This window comes from Streptomyces sp. MK37H (assembly GCF_018035285.1).
In the GTDB taxonomy this organism is placed as follows: domain Bacteria; phylum Actinomycetota; class Actinomycetes; order Streptomycetales; family Streptomycetaceae; genus Streptomyces; species Streptomyces endocoffeicus.
Genome location: NZ_JAAAYH010000389.1, coordinates 1 through 8,523, shown reverse-complemented (window position 1 = coordinate 8,523; position 8,523 = coordinate 1). Strand labels below are relative to the sequence as shown.

The 8,523-nt window shown below is 70.9% G+C and carries 9 protein-coding genes, 3 tRNA genes and 1 pseudogene; 5 read left to right on the top strand and 8 right to left on the bottom strand.

Going from position 1 to position 8,523, the window contains the following annotated elements; translation table 11 throughout:
- From GWI24_RS35345 to GWI24_RS35330, 4 genes and pseudogenes are all read right to left on the bottom strand, one after another.
- Positions 1–920, bottom strand: a pseudogene (locus GWI24_RS35345) (6-phospho-beta-glucosidase); the annotation flags it as partial.
- Between the two features lie 69 nt (positions 921–989).
- A complete protein-coding gene (locus GWI24_RS35340) occupies positions 990–1,679 on the bottom strand; it encodes a hypothetical protein (protein ID WP_210950120.1) in 690 nt (229 codons plus the stop codon).
- A complete protein-coding gene (locus GWI24_RS35335) occupies positions 1,676–2,098 on the bottom strand; it encodes a hypothetical protein (RefSeq protein ID WP_210950119.1) in 423 nt (140 codons plus the stop codon). The genes GWI24_RS35340 and GWI24_RS35335 overlap by 4 nt, the downstream gene beginning before the upstream one ends.
- A 128-nt stretch (positions 2,099–2,226) precedes the next feature.
- On the bottom strand, positions 2,227–2,670 hold the full coding sequence (locus GWI24_RS35330; protein ID WP_210950118.1) for a protein-tyrosine phosphatase family protein: 444 nt from the start codon (positions 2,668–2,670) through the stop codon (positions 2,227–2,229).
- Between the two features lie 169 nt (positions 2,671–2,839).
- Between GWI24_RS35330 and GWI24_RS35325 the strand changes: the two genes are divergently transcribed.
- The 3 genes from GWI24_RS35325 (at position 2,840) to GWI24_RS35315 (ending at position 4,688) form a co-directional block, all read left to right on the top strand.
- The gene (locus GWI24_RS35325) at positions 2,840–3,934 is read left to right on the top strand and encodes a hypothetical protein (RefSeq protein WP_247617307.1); all 1,095 of its coding nucleotides are present in this window, start codon (positions 2,840–2,842) and stop codon (positions 3,932–3,934) included.
- A gap of 85 nt (positions 3,935–4,019) precedes the next feature.
- Positions 4,020–4,277, top strand: coding sequence for a type II toxin-antitoxin system VapB family antitoxin (locus tag GWI24_RS35320; protein WP_210950116.1), 258 nt, complete (start codon positions 4,020–4,022; stop codon positions 4,275–4,277).
- Positions 4,278–4,688, top strand: coding sequence for a PIN domain nuclease (locus GWI24_RS35315; RefSeq protein ID WP_210950115.1), 411 nt, complete (start codon positions 4,278–4,280; stop codon positions 4,686–4,688).
- 143 nt (positions 4,689–4,831) lie between these two features.
- Here GWI24_RS35315 and GWI24_RS35310 read toward each other — a convergent pair.
- The 3 genes from GWI24_RS35310 to GWI24_RS35300 form a co-directional block, all read right to left on the bottom strand.
- Positions 4,832–4,905, bottom strand: a tRNA-Ile gene (locus GWI24_RS35310).
- A gap of 174 nt (positions 4,906–5,079) precedes the next feature.
- Positions 5,080–5,152 (bottom strand) — tRNA-Asn (locus GWI24_RS35305).
- A gap of 5 nt (positions 5,153–5,157) precedes the next feature.
- A tRNA-Asn gene (locus GWI24_RS35300) sits at positions 5,158–5,230 on the bottom strand.
- Positions 5,231–5,477: 247 nt separating this feature from the next.
- Here GWI24_RS35300 and GWI24_RS35295 point away from each other — a divergent pair.
- Together GWI24_RS35295 and GWI24_RS35290 are read left to right on the top strand one after the other, a co-directional pair.
- Positions 5,478–5,747 carry a YtxH domain-containing protein gene (locus GWI24_RS35295; RefSeq protein ID WP_137980718.1) on the top strand — a complete coding sequence of 90 codons (270 nt, stop codon included), beginning with the start codon at positions 5,478–5,480 and terminating at the stop codon, positions 5,745–5,747.
- 25 nt (positions 5,748–5,772) lie between these two features.
- Complete coding sequence (locus tag GWI24_RS35290) at positions 5,773–7,353, top strand: FGGY family carbohydrate kinase (protein WP_210950114.1); 1,581 nt, start codon at positions 5,773–5,775, stop codon at positions 7,351–7,353.
- A 183-nt stretch (positions 7,354–7,536) separates the two neighbouring features.
- Here GWI24_RS35290 and GWI24_RS35285 read toward each other — a convergent pair.
- Positions 7,537–8,523, bottom strand: a 987-nt coding sequence (locus tag GWI24_RS35285) for an RNA polymerase sigma factor (protein ID WP_210950113.1), incomplete at its 5' end; no start/stop codon positions are given.

Here is an 8,523-nt window from a genome sequence, read left to right as displayed (position 1 = left end):
GACGTTCGGCCGCTGAAGACCTCGGCCACTTCGGGGATGCGGTCGATGTAGCCGTCGAGCAGCTTGCGGCCGACGGTCACCGAGTCGACCAGCGGGTGGAGGGAGAACGCCTTGGCGGCATCGGTCCGGGAGCCGGTGACAGCGGCGCTGATGGTGAGCCGCTCGACCGCCTTGACCTGCTGCATCAGACCGGCCTGGGGCAGATCGGGCTGGGTGATGGTGAGCGGGTGGACGCCGTTCGCGTCAACGGTCACGGGCACCTCGACGACGGCGTCCTGGGGAAGGGCGGAGACGGTGGTTCCGTTGCGCACGTTGAGGATCATCGTGGCGCGTTCATTGCGGCTGATCGCGGCCATCACCGCGAGGGCGACCCCGGCATACCCCTGGTGCGCGGGGTCCGGCCGGAAGTCCTCGTCCGGTTGGGCCTCTCCCTGGACGGCGCCCTTGGCCTCGGCCATGTAGTTGGCGCTGCGGTCGGCGATGGTCTTCCGCCACAGCGACACGGCCGAGCCCCCGGCGGCCTCCGTCACCCGCTGGTAGAACTCCCGCTGCTGGCGGGCGAGGAACTCACCGCGGGTCTGCGGGGCGTCGAGGATGGACCGTACGGCCTCCCGGTTGAAGTAGTAGTACAGGTACTCGTTGGGGATCACGCCGAGGTCGCGCAGCCACTCGCGCCCGAAGACAACGCCTTCCTCCAGGTCGCCGAGGCGCTCGTCGGCGAGCAGCCGGGGCAGGATGTCCTCGCCGTCGTGCAGAACGCGGCGCATCCAGCCGAGGTGATTGAGACCGACGTAGTCGAACTGGGCCCGGGACGGGTCGAGGCCGAGGGTCGTGGCGATGCGGCGGCCCAGACCTGACGGCGTGTCGCAGATGCCGAGGGTGCTCTCCGGCGCGGTGAAGGGCTGAACAGACCATTGCACCGAACGGGAGAACGGGGGCCGCCACACCAGCCGCGGCGGCCTCCGTACTTGTGTCCTCGCAGGTACCGATTACCCGTCGGCCTGGGACCACACGGTCGCCTCAGCCGTGACGCCGGTGTTGAAGCTGTCGCTGATCGAGGTGATGGTGAGCACGGCCGTACGGCCTTCCATCGTGTTCACACACACCACCGCTCCGACCTTGGCCTCGACCTGCCGGACGCCCTGGGCGGACACCAGCTCGGAGCACTCCTGCCTGGTGGGCATTCCCCGCTCCGACCACACGGCGAGGTCCGGCTGCCAAGCGGTGAGCCGTGGCGGGTTGACCAGGCCCAGATCGAGGTCGCCGGAGCCCGCGTCGATCTTCGGCGGAACCTTGTCGAGCCTCGGTCCGTGTTCGGCGATCCGCACCTTCCCCCGCCACTGGATGGTGCTGGTCGGTGAGGACAGCGACGCCGAGGGCGCCGGGGCCTCCGCACCCTCAGCCGCCTGGGACGACGGTGACGGACTCGGCGACCTGTTGGGAGAAGGGCCCGAGGATTCCGCGGAGCCGTTGTCCCCGGAACTGGCCACAGCCCAAACGACCACGCCGACCAGGCCCAGCACGCACAGCGCGACCACGGCGATCGCCACCCACTGTCGGCCGCCTCGCGGTGGTCCTCCGAAGAAGTTGATCTGGGTGTTGTGGGAGCCGCCCTGCGCGCCGCTGTGCCCACGGAAGTCGTTGCCGGACACCCCGCCGGTGCGTCCGCCCCCGGTCATGCCCCTGACCCGAAGTAGTTTGTCTGCTGGTTGTCGGTGCCGGTCTGAACGGCGGTGGGACCGCTGAAGGTGTTGTTCCGGACCAGGCCGCCGTCGCGCCGCGCGGGTTCGCCGTACGGCTCCACCAGCGCACGGAGTTCGGCGACCACCCGCTCACGCTCACCTTCGTCGAGACCTTCCAGGAACCTCCGGAAGCGGGCTTGCCAGGTCTGGCGGAACAGTGTCCGCTCTTCCTCGCTCAGCTCGGGGTCTTCCAGGTCCGACGTCGTCCGGTCGAGGCGCTCCAGCTCCGCCCGCTCCCGCCCTGCGTCTCCGCGCCCCAGCAGCCGGGCGATCCGGTCACGCATCGCCGCCCACGCGTCGGACCCGGCCGCCTGCAAAATCGCCGCCGCCACCTGGCCTGCCACGTCGTCCAACATGCGCCTCCCCTCCAGACATGCATGCGGTTCCTCACCGTAGCGCGACCCGAACCACAAGTGAGGGAAATGCCACGGGCATTGAGAGGAGTCTGTGACGCTTCGTCATGCCGACCGGAGGCGGCTCTACGTCAGCCGGCCGGAAAGCGAGCCACCCAACGCCGCTGCCAAGGCGTCTCGACGGCCCGGGGGTGATGGTGGGTGCGCGCCCAGGTGACAGCGTCGGCGGGGGCCACCCCCGCCAGGACGGCCAGGCAGGCGATGACGGTCCCGGTCCGGCCGACGCCACCCCCGCAGGCGACCTCCACGGGCGTGCCCGCCCGCGCCCGCTGGTGCAGCGCGCGAATCTGCCGTACGGCCAGGTCGCGGTCGCGGGGCAGCAGAAAATCGGGCCACTCGACCCACGCGCGCTCCCACCCCAGCTCCCCGTCATGCCGCTCGCGCAACCGGGTGGACCCCAGATACAGCCCGAACCCGGGCAGCGCCCCCTCCGGTCGCGGATGCCGCAGACCGCGCCCCCGGACCCATGAGCCGTCCGGCAGCCGCAGGGCACCCGCCAGCGGTGCGTCACTCATCGGGCCCCGCCCCCGATCCGAAGCGCCCGGCCACTGTCGGCACGGCGTCGACGTCCTCACACATACGTTCACTCTGGACGCGCTTCGCGCTTTCCGCAAAGGAGTTGAGTCGTGTGAGGATATGGCGATGGTGTGGCTGTGGAAACGCGGGAGGCGGACGGTCGGGCTCATGGCCGTGGCGGGTGCGGCGCTGGCGCTGACCGCCTGCGGCCCGGACGGCTCCGGCGACGGGGACTCCGGGGACCGCGAGGCGACGTACAGACGCGTCATCGAAGACCCTCACCCGCGCCCGGCCGATGTCATCGAGGCGGCCGGGGCGCCCACCGACGTGGTCCGCGCAGACGACGGCTCGCTGCTCCTGGCGTACAAGGCAAGCAACGTCGAGGACGACGAGGGGCCGGCGGCCACCGCCTGGCGCATCGTCGGCCCCGACGGCCATACGGTCACCGAGCACGCGGAACACGCGGACGCGGAGGCGCCGCCGCCCGCGTTCAAGGGCGTGCGCGGGGGCTTCGTGCGGGTGCCGCCGGGCGAGGGAGCGGAGGGAGCGTACGTCCTCGACGTACGCGGCAAGCGGCACAAGGCCGTCATCACCGAGACCCCGATGCGCACCCGCCCCGGCGACGTCCTGCTCGCCGAACTGGAGCCGACCCTCATCTACCGCCCCGCCACCCGCACCGTGGCGCCCCCGGCCGGAGCGCCGGACTACGCCATCCGCTTCGCCGTGGACGAACGGGGCACGGCCTGGAGCCTGGACCAGCCCCTGACCGAAGACCCCAACCGCGTCGTATGGCAGCGCGACGGTCACACCCTTGGCTCCAGAGCCGTCCCGAAGCCGTACACGGGGGGCATCCTCGCGGCCCGGGGTGGCACCGCGGCGCTGTCCCTCACCCGGGGCGAGCGCGTGCGCGGCCTGTTGCTGACGACGGACCGCGGCGAGCACTGGCGGACGGTCCTCGCCGGCGGAATTCCCTGGAGGGACCTGAAGCGTGGCCCGGAGTCGCTGGTCCTGGAGTCGCTCGCGGACGGGCGGCTGCTCGTCGGCGAGGAAGGCGGCCGCTACTGGCTCGCCGACGACCGCGCCAACAACGCCTTCCACGAATTGAAGACGCCGACGGCATTCACGTCGTTGACCGTCGACGGCACGACGCTCTACGGAATCGCGGACGCGACGACGGCGACGTACGACCTGGTGAAGGGCGAAGGGCTGTGGATCTCCCGCGGCGGTGGACACGAGTGGCACCGCCACGAGCAGCGCGGATAGCGGCGGTGCCACTCGTGTGGCACTCACCGAGATATAGTTGATCTTGTATACTGATATAAGCCACTGTATGCATTGAGAGGCCATCATGAGCCGCACCGTCATCGACCTCGACGACGAGGCGCTGGAAGCAGCCGCCAGAGAACTCGGGACCACCACCAAGCGCGACACCATCAACACCGCACTGCGCGAGGTCACAGCCCGTCACCGGCGGCTGCGCGCACTCGACGAGGCCCGTGAACTCACAGCCGACGGCGCCCTGGACGTGGGCCTGCTCCTCGACAAGAGCAAGTACCGGCCCACGAGCACGGCGGATGGCGGTCGCGCCGCGGGAGCAGATGAGTGAGTGTCTGCCGATTACCTCATCGACACCTCTGCCCTCGCACGTATCCTGCTCGGCCAGAACACGGCCGAATGGGACGACAGGATCGCCGCCGGCCTCATCGCGATCTGCGACGTCACCGAAATGGAGGTCCTCTACTCTGCCCGCTCGGCCGCTGACCGCACCCGCCTGAAGGCCTCGTTCGACGCTCACTATGTGTGGTGCCCCATGCCGGACGGCATCTTTCGGCGCGCGCGCGTGGTCCAGAAGCAGCTCACCGAGAAGGGCGAGCATCGTAGTGCGGGCCCCATCGATCTCCTCGTGGCGGCCGCCGCCGAAGAGGCCGGTCTCACCCTGCTCCACTATGACCGGGACTTCGAAACCGTTGCCCGGACCACGGGCCAGCCGGTACGCATGATCGACCTCAAGCGGTAGAGCTCCCAGGTAGTACGTTCGGGCCACTGTAGGGCCACTTGATCTTGGTCTGAACGGATGAACGGGAGTCCCCGCGTCAGCGCGGCGACTCCCGTTCTTGAGTCTTCGCAGGTCAGGATGGGGTCTGCCCGCGTAGTGCCCGGTGGGGCGGGTGGGACTCGAACCCACGGCCGACGGATTATGAGTCCGCTGCTCTAACCGGCTGAGCTACCGCCCCGTAACGGCGCGTCGTACACATCTGCGCGCGCCGTCTGCCGCAGCATAGCCGCTCATACGATCTGCTGCTTCGGAGGGCCGATGCTGGGAGGCCCCCTGGCTGCGATCATGACGTAGATCACGTCCGGAGGGGGCCGGAAATGAAAAAGGACCCCTTGAGGGGTCCTCCTCCCTGCTCCCCCGACTGGACTCGAACCAGTAACCCTCCGGTTAACAGCCGAATGCTCTGCCAATTGAGCTACAGGGGACCGAGCTCCCCCGACTGGACTCGAACCAGTAACCTGCCGGTTAACAGCCGGCTGCTCTGCCAATTGAGCTACAGGGGATTGCTCCGTGTGCCGCGACCGTGGCCCCGCCCGGATCTCCCGGACGGCGTGCGCTCGCTGCGACACATACATTAGCGCAAGCAGGGGGGTGCTCCGCCAATCGGTTCGCCGCGTCCGCCCTCGGGCGAAGCTCCGCCGTTCCAGGGATGATCTTCTGGATGATCGTGGGTGATCTGCGGCGCGGGCGGGTAGACGTGCGGCACGACCCCGGGGTCCAGATGTGAAGGACAGCGAGAAGGGCAGGTCGATGCGCTACCGGCTGACGTTCATCACCGGGATGGCTGTGGGTTACGTACTGGGCACGCGGGCCGGCCGCGAGCGGTACGAGCAGCTGCGCGCGTGCGCGCAGAAGTTCGCACGGAACCCGGCCGTCCGCAATACCGCCGAATCGGCCGCGCAAGGAGGCCGGCATGCCGCCGTGCGGGCGCTGGACAAGGTCCGGCCGCTGCGCGAGAAGATCGGGCAGCGCGAGCCCCGCGCGGTGGGCGAGGACGACTGGGGCACCAGCAACACCTAGACCCGGCGGTGGCATCATCTGATCCATGGGGATAGTCGCCGGGTTGGACAGTTCGTCCGAGAGCACACGAATCGTCGTCTGTGACACCGATACGGGTGCCGTGATCAAACAGGGGTACGCCCCGCATCCGGTCGGCGGCAGCGGCGATGTGGACCCGCAGGCGTGGCTGATGTCCCTCGGCGAGGCCGCCGAGGGCGGGCTGCTCGAGGGGGTCCAGGCCATCGGCGTCTCGGCGCAGCAGCACGGGCTGCTGGCGCTGGACGCGAGCGGGGTGCTGGTGCGCCCCGCGCTGGTGGGCAACGACAAGCGCGCCCAGTCCGCGGCCGCCGACCTCACCGAGGCGCTCGGCGGCCGCACGGCCTGGGCCCAGGCGGTCGGCGCCGTGCCGACCGCCTCGCAGCCGGTGGCCAAGCTGCGCTGGCTGACCCGGAACGAGCCGGACGCGGCGCACCGCGTGGCCGAGCTGATGCAGCCGCACGACTGGCTGGTGTGGCAGCTGCTGGGGCGGCCGGCGCGGCGTACGACCGACCGCGGTACGGCCTCCAGCAGCGGCTACTGGTCGGCGGCGAACGGGTCCTGGCGCCCCGACCTGGTCCAGCTGGCCCTCGGTCACCAGGTGCGGCTGCCGGAGGTCATCGGCCCGGCCGACGCCGCCGGGCACACCCCCGAGGGGCTGCTGATCTCCGCCGGTACGGGCGAGACCATGGCCGCCGCCTTCGGGCTCGGGGTCGGGATCGGCGACGCGGTGATCTCCCTGGGCGCCTCCGGCTCGGTCTTCTCCGTCCACCATGAGGCGCTGGCCGATCCGACCGGCACGATCCTGTCGTACGCCGACGCCACCGGCATGCATCTGCCGGTGGTCCATACGCTCAACGCGGTACGGGCGCTACGCGGTACGGCGGAATTGCTCGGCACGGATCTCGAGGGGCTCTCCGCGCTCGCGATGAAGTCCACCCCGGGTTCGTACGGGCTGGTGCTACTGCCGTATCTGGAGGGCGAGCGGACCCCGCATCTGCCGCATACGGCCGGGACGCTGACCGGGCTGCGGCGCGAGTCGATGAAGCCCGAGCATCTGGCCCGGGCCGCGTTCGAGGGGATGCTGTGCGGGCTCGCGGACGCGCTGGGCGTGCTGCGCGGGCGCGGCGTCCAGGTGCGGCGCGTCTTTCTGCTCGGGCCCGCGGCCGATCTCCAGGCCGTCCGCGCGATCGCGCCCGCGCTGCTGGAGGCGCGGGTCGTGGTGCCGCAGCCCGCCGACTACGCCGCGTTGGGCGCGGCCCGGCAGGCCGCGTGGGCGCTCGGCGTCTCGCACGGCACCCACTCGCCGCACGAGCCGCCGCGCTGGCCGGCCGCGGCGAGCCAGGTCTTCGAGCCGGGCGAGGACCTGCCGGTGGGGCAGTCGGTGCGGCAGCAGTACGTGGCGGTGCGGGAGCAGATCCACCCCGGGGCGTTCGAGCCCGGCGCGTTCGAGCCCGGCACCGGCGATCAGGAGGCCGCGGGCCATGCGGCGGCCGGTGGGTACGAGGCCGGTGGGTACGAGGCCGGAGGGTACGAGGCCGGTGGGTACGAGGCCGGTGCGTACGAGGCCGGTGGGTACGACGCCCTGTGAGGCCCGGCCCGCCGGCGTTTCGGGGTGGCCCGGCCCGCGTGGGCGGGGTCGGCGGCGCCAAGCGGTCCGCAGGAAGTGCCCCGACATGCCGTCGATCGTCTGCGACGCCGTCGTGGCTGGTCGCGCAGTTCCCCGCGCCCCTTCGGGGCGCGTCCGAACCGCGGCCGACTTCCGCCGATCCGCTTAGTCCAGATAGCCCCGCAGCTGATCGGCGAAGGCGTGGTCGCGGAGCTTGTTGAGCGTCTTCGACTCGATCTGGCGGATCCGCTCCCGCGTCACCCCGAAGATCCGGCCGATCTCCTCCAGCGTGCGGGGGCGGCCGTCGGCCAGTCCGTACCGCAGCTGCACCACCTTGCGTTCGCGCTCGCCGAGTGTCGACAGCACGGCCTCCAAGTGCTCGCGGAGCAGCAGGAAGGCCGCGGACTCCACGGGTGAGGCCGCGTCGCCGTCCTCGATGAGGTCGCCGAGGGCGACATCGTCCTCCTCGCCCACCGGCGCGTGGAGCGACACCGGCTCCTGGGCCAGCCGCAGCACCTCGCTCACCCGCTCCGGGAGCAGGTCGAGATGGGCGGCGACCTCCTCTGGGGTGGGTTCGTAGCCGCGCTCCTGGAGCATCCGGCGCTGGACCCGGACCACCCGGTTGATCAGCTCGACGACATGCACCGGGACCCGGATCGTCCGGGCCTGGTCGGCCAGGGCGCGGGACATGGCCTGGCGGATCCACCAGGTGGCGTACGTCGAGAACTTGTAGCCGCGGGCGTAGTCGAACTTCTCGACCGCCCGGATCAGGCCGAGGTTGCCCTCCTGGACCAGGTCGAGCATGGTCAGGCCGCGGCCGACGTAGCGCTTGGCGACGGAGACGACGAGGCGGAGGTTGGCCTCGATCAGCCGGCGCTTGGCCATCCGGCCCAGGACCACCAACCGGTCCAGGTCCAGGGCGAGTTGGGAGTCGAGGTCCGGGGTGTTGCCGAGCTTCTCCTCGGCGAAGAGGCCCGCCTCGACCCGGCGGGCCAGCTCGACCTCCTCGACCGCGGAGAGCAGCGGTATCCGCCCGATCTCGCGGAGGTACTGGCGGAAGAGGTCGGCGGAGGGGCCGCTGGTATCGGCGCGGATGGGCGGCTCGATCGGTTCCACGGGCTCTACGGGCACTACGGGCTCTACGGGCACTAC

Coding starts and splice junctions, on each gene's coding strand:
- GWI24_RS35340 (WP_210950120.1), bottom strand. CDS start 1,679: ATGACCGGGGGCGGACGCACCGGCGGGGTGTCCGGCAACGACTTCCGT.
- GWI24_RS35335 (WP_210950119.1), bottom strand. CDS start 2,098: ATGTTGGACGACGTGGCAGGCCAGGTGGCGGCGGCGATTTTGCAGGCG.
- GWI24_RS35330 (WP_210950118.1), bottom strand. CDS start 2,670: ATGAGTGACGCACCGCTGGCGGGTGCCCTGCGGCTGCCGGACGGCTCA.
- GWI24_RS35325 (WP_247617307.1), top strand. CDS start 2,840: ATGGCCGTGGCGGGTGCGGCGCTGGCGCTGACCGCCTGCGGCCCGGAC.
- GWI24_RS35320 (WP_210950116.1), top strand. CDS start 4,020: ATGAGCCGCACCGTCATCGACCTCGACGACGAGGCGCTGGAAGCAGCC.
- GWI24_RS35295 (WP_137980718.1), top strand. CDS start 5,478: ATGCGCTACCGGCTGACGTTCATCACCGGGATGGCTGTGGGTTACGTA.
- GWI24_RS35290 (WP_210950114.1), top strand. CDS start 5,773: ATGGGGATAGTCGCCGGGTTGGACAGTTCGTCCGAGAGCACACGAATC.